Raw genomic sequence first — 18925 nt, 5'->3', positions numbered from 1 at the left:
GGATTACTGCCGGCCAAGTCTCAACTCCGATGTGGTTATGGGCACTTGTTCGCGCTTGTGCCTCTTACACCCTCAGGACCCGGCGGCTACCGTCCGCGCATGACCCCCACACTTCAGCAGTTGCGGTACCTCGTCGCCGTCGCGGACTGCCGCTCGATCACGGCCGCAGCGTGCTCCGTCTACATCGCTCAGCCCGCGCTCTCGCGGTCCATCCAGTCCCTCGAACGGGATCTCGGCGTGGAGCTCCTGGACCGCAGGAGCAGGCGGGCGACCCTCACCCCAGAAGGCGCGCGCGTCGTGCGCCTGGCCCGTACGGTCCTCGACGCCGTGGAAGCCATCGAGGACATCCGCCCGGCGCACGCCGGCAGTTCGCGTACGACCCTGATGGTGGCCGCCACCCCGACCCTGTCCCTCGACCTCGCCGCCGACCTCGTGCCGTCCTTCGCCGAGCGTCACCCAGGCATCGACGTACGTCTGCTCCAGCACGACAGCCGCGAGGCACTCGTACGGTCCCTGACCGACGGCACGGCCGAGCTGGGCCTGGTCGATCTGCCGCTCGACAAGGAACTGTCGACGCACCACCTCCAGGACCGTGAGGTCGTACTGATCTCCCCGCCCGGCTCCGGGCTGCCCGACCCGATCCCGTTCCGGATGCTGGGAGGTCTGCGCATGGTGCTGCCGACGCCCGGCACAGGCCGGCGCACGGAGCTGGAGGCAATGTTCGGACAGATAGGGATACGCCCTGTGGCCGTGGTGGAAGCGGACGAGCGGCTGGCCTGGGTGACCAGCGTCGCGGACGGGCTCGGCTCACTGATCTGGTACCGGGACCTGGTGTTACGTGCCTTCGGCCATCGCGTCGAGGTCCGCTCCTTCACCCCTCCGCTGCTGCGCGCCATCGGCATCGCGCACCCACGCCGCCCGCTCAGCCGGGCCGCCCGCGCCTTCCTCTCGCACGCCCGGCACAACGCACCCGTCAGAGAGCCGGCCAGATGACCTGACGGACCGTCATACCTGACCGGTATCGGCCCATGCCCAACAGGTGTGCGGCACACGCTTGGACCCTCGACCGACCGCCGCCACATTGTGCGCATGTCCCGATTCCTGGTCCGAACCCCCGGCTGCCGGCCCATACGCCGCGCGGCCCTGAGCGCCACCCTGAGCGCGGCGCTGATGACCACCGCGGTCCTGCTCGCGGCCCCGCCGTCCCGGGCGACGGAGGCACCCGCAGCCGCGCCCGAGCGCGCGTGCACCCTGCCCTCCGGCCTCGCCGAACTCAGCGGCCTGGCCACGAGCACCAAGCACCCCGGGATCGTCTACGCCGTCAACGACAGCGGCAACACCAACCAGGTGTTCGCCGTGGATTGCACGGGCGCAACCGGCACACTCAAGGCGACGTACACCCTGGGCGGCGCCACCAACACCGACTGGGAGGCCCTGGCCGTCGGCAAGGACACCCAGGGCCGCCCGGCGATTCTGGTGGGCGACATCGGCGACAACTTCAGCGGCCGCGCCGAACTCACCGTCTTCAGCTTCCCCGAGCCCGACCAGCTCGCGAACGCCACCGTGACACCCACCGCTCTGCGCTTCGCCTACTCCGACGGCAGGCACGACGCCGAGTCCCTGCTGGCCGACCCGACGACCGGGCAGCTCTATGTCGCCAGCAAGCTGTTCGGTGCGGCCGGCCGGCTCTACAAGGCCCCGCTGCCGCCGCAGCCCGGCCAGGTGAACACGCTCACCCCTGTCAGTCCGGGCCCGGTCTTCGCCACGGACGGCGCGTTCTCCCCCAGCGGGAAGTCCTACGCCGTACGCAGCGGTGGCCCGCTCGGTGCCAACACGGCGTACGTGTACGACACGGCGGGCACGAAACTCGCCGAGGTGCCGCTGCCGTCCCAGCCCCAGGGCGAGACCGTCACCTACGCCAACTGCACGACTCTGCTGGTCGGTTCGGAGAACGACACCCAGCTGTGGCGGGTCCCGCTGCCGCCGGAGGGCGCTCCGGGCTGCGGCACGACTTCGCCGCCGGGCGGGGACCTGAAGGTGGCCAACCCCGGTGCGCAGAGCTGCAAGTTCAACCAGAACTGCACCATCCAGATCACCGCAACCGGCGGCAAGGCCCCGCTCACCTACAGCGCGACCGGGCTGCCCTTCGGCCTCTCCATCGACACATCCACCGGCCGGATCACCGGCAAGCCCTGGCAGACCGGCACCCTCCAGACCACAGCCACCGACACCGGCGCAGCCACCGCGACCGCCACCTTCCCCCTCACCGTCAACTGGTTCTGACCGCACCCGTTCGAAGGGTTCGCGTCAACGTCCCGACCCGCCCGGTGGCGTCGGACGGTATCGGCCGCCACCACGGATACTGAGGATGCTGCCGTCCCGGACGACAAGGAGCGTGCACCGTGCCTGTCCCGATCATCATCGACTGCGACCCCGGGCACGACGACGCCCTCGCCATCATCCTCGCCGCGGGAGACCCGGCGATCGAGCTGCTCGCGATCACGACGGTCGCCGGCAATCAGACGGTCGAGAAGACCACCTTGAACGCGCGCCGGGTCTGCACCGCCGCCGGAATCACGGACGTACCCATCGCCGCCGGATGCGCACGGCCGCTCGTCCAGCCGCTGCTCGTGGCGGACGACGTCCACGGCGACTCCGGCATGGACGGGCCGCAGTTCGGGGAACCCACCGTGGATGTGGTCCCCGAACACGCCGTGGACCTCATGCACCGGATCCTGACCGAACACCCGGAACCCGTCACCCTCGTCCCGACCGCTCCCCTGACCAATATCGCCCTGCTGCTCACCCGGTATCCCGACAGCGCCGCGCACATCCGCGAGATCGTCCTCATGGGCGGCTCCACCGAACGCGGCAACAGGACCCCGGCCGCCGAATTCAATATCCACGTCGACCCCGAAGCCGCCGACATCGTCTTCCGCAGCGGCGTACCGGTGACCATGTGCGGGCTCAATGTCACCCACCAGGCACTCGCGACGCCCGACGTCCTGGCCCGTCTCGAAGGTCTCGGCACCGAACTCGGCCGTACGTGCGCCCAGCTGATCACCTTCTTCGCGTCCACGTACAAGCGGCTGTGGGGCTTCGACTCCCCGCCGCTGCACGATCCCGTCGCGGTGGCCCGTGTCATCGACCCGGCGATCGTGCACTGCGTCGACGCGAGCGTGGCGGTGGAACTGCGCGGAGAGTTCACACGCGGGGCGACCGTGGTGGACATGCACCAGTACCTGGACCGGCCCGTGAACGCGCAAGTCGCCGTGACGCTGGAACCGGAACTGTTCTGGGACCGGGTGATCGCGGCCGTGGAAGCGCTCGGGAAAGCGGCGGCGCGAACGTAGCATGAAGCCATGGAACAGCGAGTGCTTGGCAGGGCGGGCAAGAGCGCTTCCGTCGTAGGCCTCGGTACGTGGCAGCTCGGCGCCGACTGGGGTGAGGTCCAGGAAGCCGATGCCTTCGCGGTCCTCGACGCGGCCGTCGATGCCGGCGTGACCTTCTTCGACACCGCGGACGTCTACGGGGACGGGCGCAGCGAGCAGCTCATCGGCCGCTTTCTGAGGGACCACACCGACGCCGATGTCTTCGTGGCCACGAAGATGGGCCGCCGGTCCGCGCAGGTCCCCGAGAATTACGTACTGGACAACTTCCGCGCCTGGACCGACCGGTCGCGCACCAATCTCGGCGTGGACACACTCGACCTCGTACAACTGCACTGTCCCCCTACTCCGGTCTACGCATCCGACGCGGTGTTCGACGCGCTCGACACCCTTGTCCAGGAGAAGCGCATCGCCGCATACGGTGTCAGCGTCGAAACGTGCGCCGAGGCTCTGACGGCCATCGCCCGGCCGGGCACCGCGAGTGTCCAGATCATCCTCAACCCCTTCCGGCGCAAGCCGCTGGAAGAGGTTCTGCCCGCCGCCCGGGCGGCGGGTGTGGGCATCATCGCCCGGGTGCCGCTGGCCTCCGGCCTCCTGTCCGGCAGATATACGAAGGACACGGTCTTCGCGGCCGACGACCACCGCACGTACAACCGCCACGGTGAGGCGTTCGACCAGGGCGAGACCTTCTCCGGCGTCGACTACGAGACCGGCGTCGAAGCGGCCGCGGAGTTCTCGGGCCTCGCGCCGCAAGGAGCCACGCCTGCCCAGACCGCTCTGCGCTGGATCCTTCAGCAGCCGGGCGTCATCAGCGTGATCCCCGGTGCGCGCTCGGTCGACCAGGCCCGCGCCAATGCCGCGGCCGCCGCGCTGCCGCCGCTATCCCCGGAGACCCTGGACGCGGTGAGCGACCTGTACGACCGGCGCATCCGCGCGCAGGTGCACCACCGCTGGTAGCCGCGGCCCTTCCTGGGCAACGGCGGTTAATGCGGCTGCCGGGCACGGGAGTTGAGTCGCTCGGCTCCCGGCTCGTATCTCCGCAGCTTCTGGGTGCTCCGCAGTAGAGCGCGCAGTTCGGCCCGCCCGCCGCTCACCACGCCCGCCGCGCGCGCCTGTACCAGGACATTGCCGAACGCCGCCGCCTCCGCCGGTCCGGCGACGACCGGCAGTCCGGTGGCCTCGGCCGTCAGTCGGCACAGCAGCGCATTGCGGGCTCCGCCGCCGACGATGTGCACGGTCGAGACGCTCCGTCCGGACAGCCGCTGGGCGTCTTCGACCGCCTGCCGGTGGGCGAGCGCCAGCGAGTCGAGCACACAGCGCACGGTCTCGGCACGGTTCCGGGGAGCGGGCTGCCCGGTACGGACACAGGCGTCGGCGATACGGCGCGGCATGCCGTCAGGAGCGAGGAACGCGGGATAACCCGCATCGACCACCGAACGCCGGGGCCGCAGCGAGGCGGCTTCGTCGAGCAGTGCCCCGAGGTCCTGCGGACGGCCTTCCGTCTCCCAGGTGCGCAGGCACTCCTGGAGCAGCCAGAGCCCCATGATGTTGCGCAGAAAGCGGACCGTGCCGTCGATACCGAGCTCGTTGGTGAAGTTGGCGCGCCGGCTCGCCTCGCCGAGGATCGGGGCGGGCAGTTCGAGTCCGGCGAGCGACCAGGTGCCGGTGGCGATGTACGCGAAGTCGTCGCCCTCGGAGCGTACGCCGACGACGGCGGACGCGGTGTCGTGCGAGGCGACCACCGTCACCGGGACCGGACCCTTCAGCCCGGTTTCGGCCAGCACTTCGGGCCGGAGCGTGCCCGCCGGGTCGCCGGGGCGGCGCAGCGGAGGGAAGAGCGAGAGGTCGATGCCCAGGGGTTCCGCGACGACGGCGGACCAGTGATACTGCACGCCGGTCGCCGCGTACAGGTCGGCCGGCGGAAGCACCGCGGCGACCTTTTCCGCCACCCATTGCGTCCGCGTGTCCCGGTAGTGGACCGGATTGCCGAGGAGTTCACCGGAGGAGTCCAGCAGTCCGTAGTCGACGGCCCAGCTGTCGACGCCGACCCCGGCGAGCTGCCCGCCCGTCGCATCGGCCGCGGCACGCAGCCCGTCGAGTACGCCCCGGTAGAGGGCGAGGATGTCCCAGTGCAGCGTGGAGCCGGTCCTCACCGGGCGGTTGGAGAAGCGGTGGACCTCGGTCAGTTTGAGGACGCCGGGGCCGACGCGGACCAGCATTACGCGCCCGCTCGACGCGCCGAGGTCGACGGCGGCGAAAGCGAACGGCTCGGTCGCAGTCACCTGGAGCTCACCTGAGGAAGGCGGCTGCGACGCCCGCGTCCACCGGGATGTGCAGTCCGGTGGTGTGGGAGAGATCGCCGCCGGTCAGCGCGTAGACGGCGTTGGCGACGTGCTCCGGGAGCACTTCGCGCTTGAGGAGGGTGCGCTGGGCGTAGAACTCACCGAGCTTGTCCTCCTCCACGCCGTACACGGCGGCCCGTTGCGCTCCCCAGCCGCCCGCGAAGATGCCGGAGCCGCGCATGACACCGTCCGGGTTCACGCCGTTGACGCGAATGCCGTGCTCGCCCAACTCAGCTGCAAGCAGCCGCACTTGATGAGCCTGATCCGCCTTGGTCGCGCCGTACGCGATGTTGTTGGGTCCCGCGAAGACACCGTTCTTGGATGCGATGTAGACAATGTCGCCGCCCATCCCCTGGGCGGTCATGGTGCGGGCCGCCTCCCGCGAGACGAGGAAGGAGCCACGGGCCATGATGGCGTGCTGGATGTCCCAGTCGTCGGCCGGGGTTTCCAGGAGCGGCTTGGAGATGGAGATCCCGGCGTTGTTCACCACGAGGTCGACGCCGCCGAAGGCGAGATGGGCCGCGGCGAAGGCGTCGGCGATCTGCTGCTCACTCGTCAGGATCCGGGGACGGGCCGCCGTCGACTGGGCACGCTCCGGCCCGGGGCTGCGCCTCACCGTCGAGGTCCCGGTGGGCGCGGAGGCCGAGGTCCATGTGCCCGCGGCCCGGCAGGGCGATGTCGCAGCGCCACCCGGGGCGGACTTTGCACGGTCCGAGCCCGGCCATGTCGTCTACCGCGTCCCGCACGGCAGTTGGGAGTTCATCTCGAAGGAAGTGGCCGACTGACAGCTGGGCGCCCGGTCCGCTCGCGACGAGGCGGGCGGACCGGGCACGGCGAACAGCTCAGGGTGCCGGGCACCCCGACGGCACCGGGTTCGATGCGTCGCGGATCAGCGCGTCGTGCGCCGCCTTCACCCGCTTCGCGTCCAGCTTCAGCACCTTGCGGTCGTAGGTCATCACACCGTTGAGCTCGCCCTCCACATCGGATATCTGGGTGTAGACGGCGCCGTTGCCGCCCTGGCACATGAGCCTGCGCACATCGCCGAGGCGGGCCAGATAGCCGTCGGTATAGCCCGCCGGGTCGACGTCGACGTATGACATCTGGACGGACCAGGCGTGGCCGGGCACGGCGAGCCCGAGGCCTCCGTATTCACCGCTGACCAGTGCCCGTTTGCCATCGGCCCGCGGGAGTTGCGGACTTGGATAGCCGTGCGCGTCGGCGATGTCACCGTTGCCGCCGTCGACCGCTCCGCAGCAGTTGAGCCCGCTCATGTTGTTGACCAGCCGGGTCGGGTCCCATGCCTTGGCCTGGTCGGCGATGCGTGCCTGGTCGTACTGGCCCCAGCCCTCGTTGAAGGAGACCCACATGATCACCGAGGGATGGCTGCTGTGCTGGTCGATCATTGCCTTCATCTCGCGCTCGTACTCGGCACGGGACGCGGAGTTGGGCGTCGGACCCGCGGTCATCGCGGGCATGTCCTGCCAGACCAGCAGCCCGAGGCGGTCCGCCCAGTAGAACCAGCGGTCGGGCTCCACCTTGATGTGCTTGCGGACCGAGTTGAAGCCCAGTTGCTTGTGCGTCCTGAGGTCGTGGGCGAGGGCCTCGTCGGTGGGCGCGGTGTGCAGGCCGTCCGGCCAGAAGCCCTGGTCGAGGGTGGCCATCATGAAGACCGGCTTGCCGTTGAGAACGGTGCGTGGGATGCCGTTCACCTTCTCGACGGCGATGGAGCGCATTCCGAAGTAACTGCCCACGCGGTCCGAGCCGACGGTGACATTCAGCCGGTAGAGATGCGGGTCGTCCGGGGACCACAGATGCGGATCGGGGACGGGGACGGACAGGGGCGCGCCGGTGCGGCCGACGGCGGTGCCAACCTTCCGTGCCCCGTCGTACGCCGTTGCCGTGACCGGGACTCCGTCGCGCACCCCGCGCACCTCGACGGCGAGCTTCTCACCCGGAACGTCGGGGGTGAGCTTGAGGGAGTCCGCGTGATCGGCGGCGACCGGCTCCATCCATACGGTCTGCCAGATACCGGAGGACGGGGTGTACCAGATGCCGCTGGGGTCGAGGCGCTGTTTGCCGACGGGCGGGTTCTCGCCGTTGGCGGCGTCCGTCGGGTCGTAGACGCCGACGATCAGCTCCTGGGTGCGGCCGGGCTTCAGCGCGTCGGTGATGTCCGCGCTGAACGTGTCGTAGCCGCCCTTGTGTTCGGCGACCTTGGTGCCGTTGACGTACACCTGTGACTGCCAGTCGACTGCGCCGAAGTTCAGCCGCAGCCGCTTGCCGTCGCCGACCTTCCAGCCCTGGGGGACGGTGAAGGTCCGCCTGTACCACATGCGGTCCTCGTGCCTCTCGATCCCGGAGAGCTGGGACTCCACCGGATACGGGACGAGGATCTTCTCGGCGAGCTGCTTGCCGACCGGTGGCTGCTCGCCCGCCGTGGCGGCGGCGAACTGCCAGGAGCCGTTGAGGTTCTGCCAGGCGTCGCGGGTCAGCTGGGGCCGCGGGTACTCGGGGTGTGCGTTGCCTGGGCCGACCTCGTCGGCCCACTTCGTGCGCAGTTCGTACGTCGAGCGGTTGGGCCCGCTGCTCCAGAAGGCGCCGACGGCCTTGCCGTTCTTGCCGGTCAGGCCGCCCTTTCCGTCGTAGCGGATATCTGCCAGGCCGGGGGCGGTTCCGTTCTTGTTGCCGACGACGGGCTCGCTCAGCCCGACGAGGACACTGCGGGCGCCGGCGGGGTCGGCCTTGACGGTGCCGAGCGGCCAGGTGGCGCCGCCGATGACGGCCCGGAGGTGGTCGGTGAGACCGGCCGGGGGCGCGGCGAGCTCCTGGGCGAAGTCGAGGCGCAGGGTCCGGCCGTCCTTCAGGACGGTGGCGGCGATGGCGCCGTCGTAGTCGAAGCCGTCAGGGAGCCGGAAGGCCGACTGCGGGACGGGCTGCTTGGGCTGTCCGGGCTGGATCCAATTGAGATGGAGATTGGATCCGCCGTAGTGCTCGAAGTACTCGACCTTGATGTCGTAGGCGCGGTCGGCGGTCAACTCGACGGGCTGGGAGGTCTGTTCCCTGTCCCAGTCGTCGACCCAGTGGTCGATGGTGAGTTGTCCGTCGATCCAGAGGCGGAATCCGTTGTCGCCGGTGATCGTGAACGTGTGAGCACCGGTGTGCTGCGGAACGATCTTTCCGCTCCAGCGGACACTGACGTCGTCCGCCCGTCCGGTGGCGGCACTCAGGCGTGGTTCGAGGTTGGCGAAGTCGATGCCGGGGTCGAAGCCGGTGGCCTTGAGCTCGGCGAAGTCGAAGGCTCCGGGGGCGGACTGGGTGTAGTACTCGCCCTTCAGACCGTGGGGCTCGACGGGGTCGTCGGCGGCCGATGCGGCAGGAATCGCGGCGAGTCCCACAACGCCGAGAACGGCAGCCAGGAGTAGGGCCAGTCTTCTTCTCAATCGCACAGATCCTCCTTGGTGAGGAAGGGTGGCGGCTCGTTGCGTGATTCTGTACAACGTTGGAAGGAACGGCAGTTGGCATGACAGCACGGCTTCCACTTGCTGTCCAGGGTCATGACAAATGGCCCGGTCGACGGCATGTACATCGATGAACGGACCGGCCAGGGGCCTTGCCCCGGAGGGGAACTGCCGTGAGGGTCAGCCTCAAGGACGTCGCGGAGCTCGCGGGGGTCTCGATCAAGACCGTCTCGAACGTGGTGAACAACTATCAGCACGTCACCCCGGCCATGCGGGCCCGGGTGCAGCAGGCGATCGACGAGCTCGGCTACCGGCCCAATCTGACGGCGCGCCATCTGCGCAAGGGCCGCACGGGGATCATCGCGCTGGCCGTGCCCGAGCTGGGCAACCCGTACTTCGCCGAGCTGGCCGGTGCCGTGATCGACGCGGCCGCCGAGCACGAGTACACCGTGCTCCTCGACCACACCCGCGGCAGCCGTGAGCAGGAGATCCTCGTCAGCCAGGGCTTCCGGGCCCGGGTCATCGACGGGCTGATCCTCAGCCCGCTGGAGCTGGAGGCCGATGACCTGCGCAGCCGTACGGACGATGCGCCGCTGGTGCTGCTGGGCGAGCGCGAGTACGACCTGCCGTACGACCACATCGCGATCGACAATGTCGCGGCCTCGCGGGCCGCGGTACGTCATCTGCTCGGCCTCGGCCGGACGAGGATCGCCTTTCTGGGCGCCCGCACGGACACCGCGAACAGGCCGGCCCATCTGCGACTGCGGGGCTGGCGCGAGGAGTTGACGGCCGCCGGTCTGCCGGCGCCGGACAGCATGGTGGTCCCGGTGGGCGGCTGGGACCGCGGCGACGGCGCCCTGGCCATGGCGGAGGTGCTCGATGCGGGTATCAGGCCCGACGCCGTCTTCGCGTACAACGACCTCATCGCCATCGGTGCGATGCGGGTGCTGCACGAGCGGGGCCTGCGGGTGCCGTGGGACGTGGCCGTGGTGGGTTTCGACGACATCGCGGAGGGGCGGTTCGGGGCGGTCACCCTGACGACGGTCTCGCCCGACAAGCAGTCCATCGCGCGGCTCGCGGTCGAGTCGGTCATCGGCAGTCTGGAAGGCGCGCGGCAGGGCGACGATACGCACGGGGGGCGTGAACTCACCGCGGATTTCCGGCTGGTGGAGCGGGAGAGCACGCTGGGGCGCCGTTGAGAGCGTTTTCGATGAACCCTGGCACGGAGGGTTTACAGCTTCCTTCCAACGATGTAAAAAGTGCTCCGGAACGCCGAGTTGACCGTAAGAGCCAACCTCCCGTGAAGCGCCCTGCGCGCCGGGGCTGTGCCGAGATGGGAACTCCTATGAAGCCGACCGCACTTCTTCGCCGTACCACCACAAGGACCCTCATCGCCACCGGCCTCGTCGTGAGCCTGGGACTCGCCGCCGGGTGCGCCAAGTCGGAGGACGAGGGCTCGAACGACAAGAACACGGGAGCCGCCGCCGACTCGGGGCAGGTGGTCGCCACTCCCGCCGTCGGGGACCGGAAGACCTGCACCGTCGAGCAGTTCGGCGGCAAGAAGCTGGACCTCAAAGGCGCCACCGTCGGCTTCTCGCAGTCCGAGAAGGAAGCAAACCCCTTCCGGATCGCCGAAACCGCCTCCATCAAGGCCGAGGCCCGGGCCCGGGGCCTGAAGCTGCTCACCGCCAACGCCCAGTCCCAGTTCTCCAAACAGATCAGCGATGTCCAGGACCTGATCGCCAAGGGCGCGGATCTGCTCGTCATCGCCCCGCTCAACTCCGACGGCTGGGGACCCGTGCTGCGGGCGGCGGGGGCCAAGCACATCCCGATCGTCACGGTCGACCGCAAGATCAACGCCGGGGCCTGCAAGGACTATGTGAGCTTCATCGGCTCGGACTTCACCGAGCAGGGCAGGCGCGCCGCCGACCGGATGATCGAGGCGACCGGCCGCAAGGGAGAGATCGCGATTCTGCTCGGCGCATCCGGCAACAACGTCACCACCGAGCGCACCAAGGGCTTCAAGGACCGGATCAAGGAGAAGGCGCCGGGCATCGAGGTCGTCTTCGAGCAGACCGGCGAATTCGCCCGCGAGAAGGGACAGCAGGTCACCGAGCAGCTCATCCAGTCCAAGCCGCAGATCACCGGGATCTACGCCGAGAACGACGAGATGGGACTCGGAGCCGTCAACGCCCTCAAGGGTGCGGGCAAGAAGGCCGGCGATGTCAGGATCGTGACGATCGACGGAACCCGCAACGCCGTCCAGGGCATAGTCGACGGCTGGATCAACGGCGTCATCGAGTCCAATCCGCGCTTCGGCCCGCTCGCCTTCCAGACCCTCGACTCCTTCACCAAGGGCGACAAGGTCGCGCAGGACATCGTCATCCAGGACAGCGAGTACACCAAGGACAACGCCAAGTCCGGCCTCGGCAAGGCGTACTGACCATGCCGTCGCCACCCGTCCTGTCCGTCACGGGTCTCACCAAGACCTTCCCCGGCGCGCTCGCGCTCGACTCGGTGGACTTCGCCGCCCGCGCGGGCGAAGTCCATGCCCTGATCGGCGAGAACGGCGCGGGAAAGTCCACGCTGATCAAGGTGCTGACGGGGGTGTACCGGCCGGACAGCGGCGAGGTCACGTACCAGGGCGAGCCGGTCCGGTTCGCGACCCCGCTCGAAGCCCAGCAGGCCGGGATCTCCACCATCTACCAGGAGGTCAATCTCGTCCCGCTGATGAGCGTGGCCCGCAATCTCTTCCTCGGTCGCGAGCCTCTGGGCCGTCTCGGGCTCATCGACTTCCGCACGATGCACCGCGAGGCGACCGAGGCGCTGCGCTCTCTCGGCGTACGTGTCGATGTGACCAGGCCGCTGCGCTCGCTGGGCGTCGGGGCGCAGCAGATGGTGGCGCTGGCCCGCGCGGTGTCCGCCGATGCGCGAGTGGTCGTCATGGACGAGCCCACCTCCTCGCTCGAACCACGGGAAGTGCGCACCCTGTTCGGGGTGATCCGCATGCTCCGGGAGCGTGGCATCGCGGTGGTCTATGTCAGTCACCGGCTGGAGGAGCTGTACGAGGTGTGCGACACCGTCACCGTGCTGCGCGACGGCAAGGTGGTGCACAGCGGGCGCATCGCGGACCTCGACCGGCTGCGTCTGGTCTCGCTGATGCTGGGCCGGGAGATGGGCGAGGTGCGCAGCGAGGGCCTGACGAAGTTCACCGGCGAGCACGAGCGCGGCAGTGAACCCGTCCTGCAGGCTAAGGAGTTGACGCTGCGCCACACTCTGCACGCGGTCTCCGTCGACGTTCGGCCCGGCGAGGTCGTGGGTCTGGGCGGGCTCCTCGGCTCGGGCCGTACCGAGACCGTCAAGGCCATCGCCGGTGCGCTGCCGCCCGACTCCGGCCGTGTCGTGGTCGCGGGCACCCCGGTCCGTACCGGATCAACGCCCGCCGCGATCCGGGCCGGTATCAGCCTGCTGCCCGAGGACCGCAAGGCGGAGGGCATCGTGCCGGGCCTGTCGGTGAGGGAGAACATCGCGCTGGCCGCCCTGCCGAGGCTCTCCCGCTTCGGTCTTGTGGACGAGGCGCACATCGACCGGGTCGTGGAGACTTTCATGAAGCGGCTGCGGATCAAGGCCTCGAGCCCGCACCAGAAAGTCGGTGAGCTCTCCGGCGGCAATCAGCAGAAGGTGCTCCTCGCCCGCTGGCTGGCCATGCAGCCCAAGGTGCTGCTCCTGGACGAACCGACGCGCGGCATCGACGTCGGCGCCAAGGCCGAGGTGCAAAAGCTCATCGACGAACTGGCCGACGACGGCCTCGGCGTGCTGCTGATCTCCTCCGATGTGGAAGAGCTGATCGAGGGGTCCGACCGTGTGGTGGTGCTCAAGGACGGCGCCGTCGTGGCGGAGCTGTCCGGCGACGACGTCACCGAGGACCGGCTGATGCGGGCGATCGCGGCGACCGGCGGGAGCGACGATGACTGAACTGGCCCTGCGCCGCACACCCGTCGACCGGGAACGGCTGCTGAGACTGCTCCAGGAGTACGGCGTCTATCTCGGCGTCGCCGTCCTCTTCCTGGTCAATGTCGTGCTCACCCCGCACTTCGTGTCCGCCGAGAACTTCCGCACCCAGGCCGTGCAGGTGGCGCCGGTGCTGATCGTGGCGCTCGGCATGGTGCTGGCCATCGGCACAGAAGGCGTCGATCTGTCGGTGGGCTCGGTCATGGCCCTGTCCACCTCGCTCATCTCGCTCTATCTCGGGTACGGCCCCTGGATCGCAGTCGTCGTCGCCGTGCTGGGCGGCATGGTTGTCGGCCTCGCCAACGGCTCGCTGATCGCCCTCATCGGCGTACAGCCCATCGTCGCCACGCTGGCGCTGATGGTCGCCGGCCGCGGACTCGCGCTCGTGCTGCTGCCGCAGCTCAAGGACGTCCGCGACCCGGGCATGGCCGCGCTCGGCTCCGGCGACCTGCTCGGCCTGCCGTATCTGGTGCTCATCGCCGCCGCGCTCACGCTGGCTGTCGCCTTCACCGTGCGCCGCACGACCTTCGGCAGACAGCTCCTGGCCATCGGCGACAGCCGCCGGGCGGCCCAGCTGGCGGGACTTCCCGTACGCCGTGTCCTGATCATTGTGTACGTCGTCTCCGGCGCCCTCGCCGCGATCGCGGGCGTACTGGCGACAGCACGGCTGACCGCGAGCGACCCGACGTCGCTCGGCACCCTGATGGAACTGTCCGCGATCACCGCCGTCGTGGTCGGCGGCACCCCGCTGAGCGGCGGACGGGTGCGCATCGGCGGCACCGTGGCGGGAGCCGTCCTCATCCAGCTCCTCACCGCCACGCTCATCAAGCACGATCTGCCGCCGTCCTGGACGCAGATCGCCCAGGCCGTGGTGATCGTGGCCGCCGTCTGCGCGGCGCGGGAACGGGGGAAGCGATGACCGACACGGAGAGCCCGGTACGCCCCATGGACACCGCGCGCATCACCGAGGACGATCCGCTCGGGGCGAGCCGGGCGGAGCGTCTGAGTGCCCTCGCCCAGCAGCACGGGGCGCTTGCCGCCCTGCTGGTCATGGTGTTCGTCGCCTCGCTGGGCTTCGACTCGTTCCTCACCGGCGACAACCTGGAGAACATGGCCGTCTCCTCGGCCTTTCTCGCCGTGGTGGCGCTCGGCATGACCTTCGTCATCGTCACCGGCGGCATCGATCTCTCGGTCGGCTCGCTCTTCGCGCTGGGCGGTGTGCTCGCGGCGTGGGGTTCGCGCTACGGGACGCCGGCCGCCCTGCTGCTCCCGCTGGCCGTGTGCGGTCTGATCGGGCTGGTCAACGGGCTGCTGATCGCGCGGGCCAGGCTCGCGCCATTCATCGTGACGCTGGCGGCGATGCTGCTGGCACGCGGCGTCCTTCTCTCCATCACGGACGAGGGCTCGACCACGTTCCTCGTCGACGACCGATCCTTCTTCGCCCGCCTCGGCCAGGACCGGCTGCTCGGCGTCGGTGTGCCCGTCTGGATCACGGTCGCGCTCTTCGTACTGGGCGCGGTCGTGCTCCGCCGCAGCCGCTTCGGGCAGTACGTCTACGCCGTCGGCGGCAACGAGGACGCGGCGGCGCTCATGGGTGCACCGGTGGCCCGTACGAAGATCGCCGTGTACACGGTCTCCGGGCTGTGCGCGGGACTTGCCGGTGCGCTCAACGCGGCATGGCTGGTCTCCGGAGTCACCATCCTGGGCAACGGCATGGAGCTGGAGGCCATCTCCGCGGTGGTCATCGGGGGCACGCTGCTCACGGGCGGCTTCGGTTTCATCAGCGGTTCGCTCGTCGGCGTACTGCTGCTGAAGGTGATCCAGAACGTCATCAACCAGATCGGCTCGCTCGACTCCGCGTATCAACAGGTCGTCAGCGGCGCCTTCCTGGCGCTGGTGGTCGTCGCGCAGACATGGCTGGGGCGCAGGCGCAGAGGTGCGTGAGGGGACGGGCCGGAATCAGACCGGACGACGTGCGATGACGCCGAACATGGTCACGGACATGTGCAGAGCTCCCTGCTCTGCGGCCGCGCTGAGGTCGGCGTACAGCGCGTCCCGTTGCTCCTTGGTGATCAGCTCGCGGCGCACGGCCGTCTCGCCGAGCATCTTGACGAGCGGCCAGGTGACCTTCCTGGGGTCCTGGATGAGTGCCTGCGAGCCGAGGTCCTCGATCTCAAGTCCCGCCGCGGCCAGTTGTCCCGCAAGCTTCCGCCCGGCGTACGGGTTGGCGGCGGCCGCGATCGCCCCATCGGCCAGCGCCGCCACCACCTCCGGGTCGCCGGGGTGCATGATCGTGGTCGCCCAGTCGGTGTCCAGCAGCGCCACCCTGCCGCCGGGCCGAAGGATTCGCGCGATCTCGGCCGCTGCCTTCTCGGGCTCGGCGAGGTGCTGGAAGACCCGCTCGCACCACACCACGTCGACCTCGGAATCAACGAACGGCAGCGCCAATGCGTCGCCGTCGACGAACCGCGCCGGGCTGCCCGCGTCGGCCGCGCGCTGCTCGGCCACCGATCGCAGACCGGGGTTCGGTTCGACTCCGATCGCCTCACCGTCCGGTGCGACCGCCTCAGCCAGCACCCGGGTCACCGCTCCCGTACCGGAGCCGATGTCGACGGCCCGTTCGCCGGGCCCCGAGGCCACCCCGAGCTGCGCCCAGTCACGCAGCCGCCGTACGCCCGCGCTCGCCGCCTGCATGTCGAGCACCCCGACCAGGGTGTCGGTGGCCGAGGGGGTGATGTTGTCCGAGTGGAAAGCCGAGGTCGGCTTCGAGTCCCGCATGCCGACCACTTTAGGGCCGCCTTCCGGGGCGGCGACCGCCAACTCGCCTTGCCGCGGCCAAAAACCAGCAAGGTTGCGTTCCGGAATCCGATCTGGTTCCGCCGCTTCGACATCCCTACTCTGGTGCGGCACGTCGCTGGAACACCGTGTCTCTCCCATGTCCTGAGCACGAGGGGAATGAATGTCCCACCGACCCCGCCGCGTTCGGACCGGTTCCGTCGCGGTCGCGTCCCTGACAGCGGGCCTGCTCTTCGTCACCGGCCCGGGAGCGTCGGCCAACGAACCCCTTCCCGAAGGCCCCGCCACCCTGCAGGACTTCGTCGCCAAATCCGTGCCCCAGTGGAATTTCGCCCGCGCCAACCGCAACGATCCGTGCTGGCCCGAGTCGGCTTTCGACGGCAACGGCGATCCGACGGACGGCGGCAATGTCCAGAACTGGCCGAACAGCGACGGCGATTGCGCGCCGCACGGCGCGCCGTTCCCCACGTACTACACGGTCCAGAAATGCAACCCCGACGAAATCCGCGTGGCATTCACCATCTATCAGGCCACCAGTGGCTTCCGGCCCTCGGGACACCGGCACGACTTCGAGCATGTCGAGGTCGTCTGGCGGAAGAACGGCAATGTCTGGACCCGCGACCGGCTCCTGCTCAGCGCGCACGGCGGCCATCGCGTCGTCGCCTGGGGCGATGCGGAGAGCTGGAACAGCGACCGTGGACACGCGGCGAAGGGCCTGGAGCACCCGCGGATCTTCGTCGGGTACGGCAGCCACTCGATGTACAACAACCAGGGCGGTCTGAAGGACGTCATTTCCGCGTACACCAATGAGTACCGGCACGCCGACTATCCGGTGTGGGCGGATCAGGGCGGCGGTCTCGTGGAGGTCGCCAAGGACAGTCAGCTGCAGCAGAAGTTCGAGGCGAACGCGGCGGCGTGGGGAAGCGCCGACAGCAACCCGGGCAAGGTGGCGCGGGAGTCCTGCTCCCACTGATCGTGAACGGTGAGGCACGATGGACGCATGAGCATTGTGAAGATCAACGTCCTGACGGTCCCCGAGGAGCAGCGCGAGGTGCTGGAGAAGCGCTTCGCGGCCCGCGCCGGGTCGGTGGAGAACTCCGACGGCTTCGAGTGGTTCGAGCTTCTGCGGCCTGCGGAGGGGACCGATCAGTACCTCGTGTACACGCGCTGGCGTGACGAGGCCGCGTTCCAGGCCTGGATGGAGGGCTCGATGAAGGCCTCCCACGGCGGTGGCCAGGGCGGGCCGGGCGGCGCCGGTGGCGGCGAGCGCCCCAAGCCCGCCGCCACCGGCTCCGCGCTGTGGTCCTTCGAGGTCGTCCAGCAGGCTGCCCCGAAGGCCCAGGACTGAGGCCTGGCCCGGCGACGCCGCCGGGGTGGCCTGCTTGCCACGGTTCAGATGTGCAACAGCCGTTCCGTCACATCGCGGTAGGCCTGCAGGGCGGCGCGCAGCTGCTCCGTGTCCGCCTCCGCCGGGCGGCCCTCTTCCTCGCCGTGCCAGCCGGCACGAAGGGAGTGGCGCCGTTCGGTGAGGGCGGCCGCGATGCCGTCGGCGGCCTCTTCGAACACGGCGGCAGACGCCTGGCGCTGCGGGTGTCGCCGAAGGACCGTTGCGCTGTTCGGGGCGGCCGCGCCTTCGTCCGACATGTCGCGCCAATCCGCGACCGCATATGCCCCTTAAGGTTACGACGGACAATTGGGTGCTGTTCGCGCAAACCTGACAGGAAGCGCCCAGCAGACGCGCTGGAAGGCACCTAGGAGGCCCTGGCGATGCACGCTCCCTGGCGCGGCACGCGTCGACTGGCCGTCATCCCCACCCTCGACCTCACCGTGGACACGAACCCACCAGCGGACTTCCGGGATCAAGTGGCCGCGCGGGTCTGGTACGACCCCCACCCCACGACCGGCATCGACCGCTCGCTCCGGCGATACATCAACACCATCTCGTACGGCTTGGCCGACTTCGAGGCCACCGTGTTTCCCGTCGCGATGGCACCGGACGCCCGCACCCGTGAAGCCGCTATCGATTCGCTCCCCGCCGGACACGGGTACACCTCCGCGCTCGTCGTGCTGGTCAGCGGCGGAGCCGACCGCAGCGGCTTCGCCTGGTGGCACGACACGCCCCGCAACGGGATCACCAATACTGCTCGCTGCAACCTCGACGAGGGAGTCGGGGCATGGGGGATGGAGCTCCTGCACGCCCTCACAGAATTCGGCGACCTGCACCTCACCGACCCCAACCTCGGCCGGTTCGACAACATGGCCTGCTCGTGCGGTACGCACCCCAGCGCCCACACGAAGATGGCGATGCAATGGCTCGACCCGGCAACGATTGACAACCACGTCCACGGCAGCACCACCCACCACAGCCTGCACGCAATCGGGCTTGGGCAACCGCCAACGCCCGGCCGGCACTCCGCTGTCCGCATCCGCTCCCGGGTGACCGGGCGTCACTTTCTAGCGGAAGCACGCCTCCGGGTCGACGACTATGAGCGCGAGTCGTATGCGTCCTCGGGTATCCCGGGCGAGGGCGTGATCGTGTACGAGGTAGCCGGTACGACCGAGGTATACCTGCGGACGGCCAAGGCACTCGGCGTCGGCGAATCGTTCTCGCTGGGCACGGACGAACAGACGACGGTGGACGTGACGGGAGGGATCCCCGGTGGATTCACTGTTTCGGTGCAGAGCCCAGAGCATCCCGAGTGCCCAGGGCTGCGCGACGAGATCGACCTGGTAATGCAGGCTCTCCATGGGGATCTTGACGACGAAGAGCGGCGTCAACTCGTCGCGGCACTGCACGAGCTCAACCAGCGCAAGACCGAGCTGGGGTGTGCTCCCTAGGTCCTGTCCGGCCGATCTTGCCGGGCTCGCGTGCCCTGGCACGGCACCTCGCTGCGTTGTCGTCAGTCGCCGACGCTCCGCGTCGGCTCCT

At 69.3% G+C, this 18925-nt stretch carries 17 protein-coding genes and 2 pseudogenes; 14 read left to right on the top strand and 5 right to left on the bottom strand.

The window, feature by feature from the left end; all coding sequences use genetic code 11:
• The first annotated feature begins 99 nt into the window (after positions 1-99).
• From ABZS64_RS20110 to ABZS64_RS20095, 4 genes are all read left to right on the top strand, one after another.
• Positions 100-993 carry a LysR family transcriptional regulator gene (locus ABZS64_RS20110; protein ID WP_355831065.1) on the top strand — a complete coding sequence of 298 codons (894 nt, stop codon included), beginning with the start codon at positions 100-102 and terminating at the stop codon, positions 991-993.
• 96 nt (positions 994-1089) lie between these two features.
• A complete protein-coding gene (locus ABZS64_RS20105; RefSeq protein WP_355831062.1) occupies positions 1090-2283 on the top strand; it encodes a putative Ig domain-containing protein in 1194 nt (397 codons plus the stop codon).
• A gap of 119 nt (positions 2284-2402) precedes the next feature.
• The gene (locus ABZS64_RS20100) at positions 2403-3353 is read left to right on the top strand and encodes a nucleoside hydrolase (protein ID WP_355831060.1); all 951 of its coding nucleotides are present in this window, start codon (positions 2403-2405) and stop codon (positions 3351-3353) included.
• A 9-nt stretch (positions 3354-3362) separates the two neighbouring features.
• Positions 3363-4346, top strand: coding sequence for an aldo/keto reductase (locus ABZS64_RS20095; RefSeq protein WP_355831057.1), 984 nt, complete (start codon positions 3363-3365; stop codon positions 4344-4346).
• A 26-nt stretch (positions 4347-4372) separates the two neighbouring features.
• Here the strand turns inward: ABZS64_RS20095 and ABZS64_RS20090 are convergent, their stop codons facing one another.
• Both ABZS64_RS20090 and ABZS64_RS20085 read right to left on the bottom strand, forming a co-directional pair.
• The gene (locus ABZS64_RS20090) at positions 4373-5608 is read right to left on the bottom strand and encodes an FGGY-family carbohydrate kinase (RefSeq protein ID WP_355831324.1); all 1236 of its coding nucleotides are present in this window, start codon (positions 5606-5608) and stop codon (positions 4373-4375) included.
• Between the two features lie 70 nt (positions 5609-5678).
• Positions 5679-6290: pseudogene (locus ABZS64_RS20085) on the bottom strand (SDR family oxidoreductase); the annotation flags it as partial.
• Between ABZS64_RS20085 and ABZS64_RS20080 the strand changes: the two are divergent.
• Both ABZS64_RS20080 and ABZS64_RS20075 read left to right on the top strand, forming a co-directional pair.
• Positions 6271-6354 (top strand): annotated as a pseudogene (locus tag ABZS64_RS20080) (hypothetical protein); the annotation flags it as partial. The pseudogenes ABZS64_RS20085 and ABZS64_RS20080 sit on opposite strands and share 20 nt — an antisense overlap.
• A gap of 6 nt (positions 6355-6360) precedes the next feature.
• Positions 6361-6516: a hypothetical protein gene (locus ABZS64_RS20075; protein ID WP_355831345.1), complete on the top strand. Its 156-nt coding sequence runs from the start codon at positions 6361-6363 to the stop codon at positions 6514-6516.
• Positions 6517-6573: 57 nt separating this feature from the next.
• Here the strand turns inward: ABZS64_RS20075 and ABZS64_RS20070 are convergent, their stop codons facing one another.
• Positions 6574-9177 carry a PA14 domain-containing protein gene (locus ABZS64_RS20070; protein WP_355831055.1) on the bottom strand — a complete coding sequence of 868 codons (2604 nt, stop codon included), beginning with the start codon at positions 9175-9177 and terminating at the stop codon, positions 6574-6576.
• 185 nt (positions 9178-9362) lie between these two features.
• Between ABZS64_RS20070 and ABZS64_RS20065 the strand changes: the two genes are divergently transcribed.
• The 5 genes from ABZS64_RS20065 to ABZS64_RS20045 all read left to right on the top strand — a co-directional run bounded on the left by ABZS64_RS20065 (position 9363) and on the right by ABZS64_RS20045 (position 15144).
• A complete protein-coding gene (locus ABZS64_RS20065) occupies positions 9363-10388 on the top strand; it encodes a LacI family DNA-binding transcriptional regulator (RefSeq protein ID WP_355831052.1) in 1026 nt (341 codons plus the stop codon).
• A gap of 146 nt (positions 10389-10534) precedes the next feature.
• Positions 10535-11632: an ABC transporter substrate-binding protein gene (locus ABZS64_RS20060; protein WP_355831049.1), complete on the top strand. Its 1098-nt coding sequence runs from the start codon at positions 10535-10537 to the stop codon at positions 11630-11632.
• Positions 11633-11634: 2 nt separating this feature from the next.
• Positions 11635-13164, top strand: a complete 1530-nt coding sequence (locus ABZS64_RS20055; RefSeq protein ID WP_355831046.1) for a sugar ABC transporter ATP-binding protein — start codon at positions 11635-11637, stop codon at positions 13162-13164.
• Positions 13157-14119, top strand: coding sequence for an ABC transporter permease (locus tag ABZS64_RS20050; protein WP_355831043.1), 963 nt, complete (start codon positions 13157-13159; stop codon positions 14117-14119). Before ABZS64_RS20055 ends, ABZS64_RS20050 begins: the two co-directional genes overlap by 8 nt.
• Positions 14120-14145: 26 nt before the next feature.
• Positions 14146-15144, top strand: a complete 999-nt coding sequence (locus tag ABZS64_RS20045) for an ABC transporter permease (protein WP_355831321.1) — start codon at positions 14146-14148, stop codon at positions 15142-15144.
• 15 nt (positions 15145-15159) lie between these two features.
• Here ABZS64_RS20045 and ABZS64_RS20040 read toward each other — a convergent pair whose 3' ends face one another.
• Positions 15160-15978: a methyltransferase domain-containing protein gene (locus ABZS64_RS20040; RefSeq protein WP_355831040.1), complete on the bottom strand. Its 819-nt coding sequence runs from the start codon at positions 15976-15978 to the stop codon at positions 15160-15162.
• A 181-nt stretch (positions 15979-16159) separates the two neighbouring features.
• Here ABZS64_RS20040 and ABZS64_RS20035 point away from each other — a divergent pair, with 181 nt between their 5' ends.
• Together ABZS64_RS20035 and ABZS64_RS20030 are read left to right on the top strand one after the other, a co-directional pair.
• Positions 16160-16969, top strand: a complete 810-nt coding sequence (locus tag ABZS64_RS20035) for an NPP1 family protein (RefSeq protein WP_355831037.1) — start codon at positions 16160-16162, stop codon at positions 16967-16969.
• 27 nt (positions 16970-16996) lie between these two features.
• On the top strand, positions 16997-17344 hold the full coding sequence (locus tag ABZS64_RS20030) for an antibiotic biosynthesis monooxygenase (RefSeq protein ID WP_355831036.1): 348 nt from the start codon (positions 16997-16999) through the stop codon (positions 17342-17344).
• 44 nt (positions 17345-17388) lie between these two features.
• Here the strand turns inward: ABZS64_RS20030 and ABZS64_RS20025 are convergent, their stop codons facing one another.
• Positions 17389-17640 carry a hypothetical protein gene (locus ABZS64_RS20025; RefSeq protein WP_355831033.1) on the bottom strand — a complete coding sequence of 84 codons (252 nt, stop codon included), beginning with the start codon at positions 17638-17640 and terminating at the stop codon, positions 17389-17391.
• Between the two features lie 123 nt (positions 17641-17763).
• Between ABZS64_RS20025 and ABZS64_RS20020 the strand changes: the two genes are divergently transcribed.
• On the top strand, positions 17764-18834 hold the full coding sequence (locus ABZS64_RS20020; RefSeq protein ID WP_355831030.1) for a hypothetical protein: 1071 nt from the start codon (positions 17764-17766) through the stop codon (positions 18832-18834).
• Positions 18835-18925: the final 91 nt, after the last annotated feature.

It is taken from the genome of Streptomyces sp. NPDC005408, assembly GCF_040606445.1.
Taxonomy (GTDB): domain Bacteria; phylum Actinomycetota; class Actinomycetes; order Streptomycetales; family Streptomycetaceae; genus Streptomyces.
This window is presented reverse-complemented; position numbering and strand designations above follow the sequence as displayed.

Excerpts from the sequence above, each read along its gene's own strand:
- ABZS64_RS20020 (WP_355831030.1), top strand. The coding sequence starts at position 17,764 with ATGCACGCTCCCTGGCGCGGCACGCGTCGACTGGCCGTCATCCCCACC.
- ABZS64_RS20110 (WP_355831065.1), top strand. The coding sequence starts at position 100 with ATGACCCCCACACTTCAGCAGTTGCGGTACCTCGTCGCCGTCGCGGAC.
- ABZS64_RS20040 (WP_355831040.1), bottom strand. The coding sequence starts at position 15,978 with ATGCGGGACTCGAAGCCGACCTCGGCTTTCCACTCGGACAACATCACC.
- ABZS64_RS20055 (WP_355831046.1), top strand. The coding sequence starts at position 11,635 with ATGCCGTCGCCACCCGTCCTGTCCGTCACGGGTCTCACCAAGACCTTC.
- ABZS64_RS20105 (WP_355831062.1), top strand. The coding sequence starts at position 1,090 with ATGTCCCGATTCCTGGTCCGAACCCCCGGCTGCCGGCCCATACGCCGC.
- ABZS64_RS20060 (WP_355831049.1), top strand. The coding sequence starts at position 10,535 with ATGAAGCCGACCGCACTTCTTCGCCGTACCACCACAAGGACCCTCATC.
- ABZS64_RS20030 (WP_355831036.1), top strand. The coding sequence starts at position 16,997 with ATGAGCATTGTGAAGATCAACGTCCTGACGGTCCCCGAGGAGCAGCGC.
- ABZS64_RS20090 (WP_355831324.1), bottom strand. The coding sequence starts at position 5,608 with ATGCTGGTCCGCGTCGGCCCCGGCGTCCTCAAACTGACCGAGGTCCAC.
- ABZS64_RS20095 (WP_355831057.1), top strand. The coding sequence starts at position 3,363 with ATGGAACAGCGAGTGCTTGGCAGGGCGGGCAAGAGCGCTTCCGTCGTA.
- ABZS64_RS20050 (WP_355831043.1), top strand. The coding sequence starts at position 13,157 with ATGACTGAACTGGCCCTGCGCCGCACACCCGTCGACCGGGAACGGCTG.
- ABZS64_RS20025 (WP_355831033.1), bottom strand. The coding sequence starts at position 17,640 with ATGTCGGACGAAGGCGCGGCCGCCCCGAACAGCGCAACGGTCCTTCGG.
- ABZS64_RS20035 (WP_355831037.1), top strand. The coding sequence starts at position 16,160 with ATGTCCCACCGACCCCGCCGCGTTCGGACCGGTTCCGTCGCGGTCGCG.
- ABZS64_RS20045 (WP_355831321.1), top strand. The coding sequence starts at position 14,146 with ATGGACACCGCGCGCATCACCGAGGACGATCCGCTCGGGGCGAGCCGG.